The sequence below is a fragment of the Arthrobacter sp. Y3223164 genome (assembly GCF_059091005.1).
The window spans coordinates 1-357 of the sequence record NZ_JBNHGF010000926.1 but is presented as its reverse complement, the minus strand read 5'-3'; the positions used below and the strand labels follow the sequence as shown (position 1 = coordinate 357).

The 357-nt window shown below is 74.2% G+C and carries 1 protein-coding gene; it reads left to right on the top strand.

Annotated elements, in window-relative coordinates:
• Positions 1 to 357, top strand: a 357-nt coding sequence (locus tag AC5RUJ_RS18760; RefSeq protein ID WP_494156574.1) for an ATP-binding cassette domain-containing protein, incomplete at both ends; no start/stop codon positions are given.

Sequence of the window (357 nt, the reverse complement as noted above, 5' to 3'; positions counted from 1 at the left end):
CCCCGGCCACCCGGAGCCAGCCGCCTCCGATCCTGCCCCGCCGGGCGCCGCCGTCGTCCTCGACCGGTTGGTGAAGGAGTACCCCCGTCCCGGCGGCGGAACCTTCCGCGCCGTGGACGGCATCACGCTGCAGATCCGCACGGGCGAAACGTACGCGCTGCTCGGGCCCAACGGGGCCGGCAAATCCACCACCATCGAGATGATGGAGGGCCACCGGAAGCCGACCTCCGGCCGCGCCGCTGTGCTCGGCGTCGACCCGTACCGGGCGGCGCCGTCGTTCCGTGCCCGCATCGGAGTCGTGCTGCAGGAGGCCACCGACGCCGGCGCGCTGAAGGTGGCCGAATCGCTGCGCGCCCT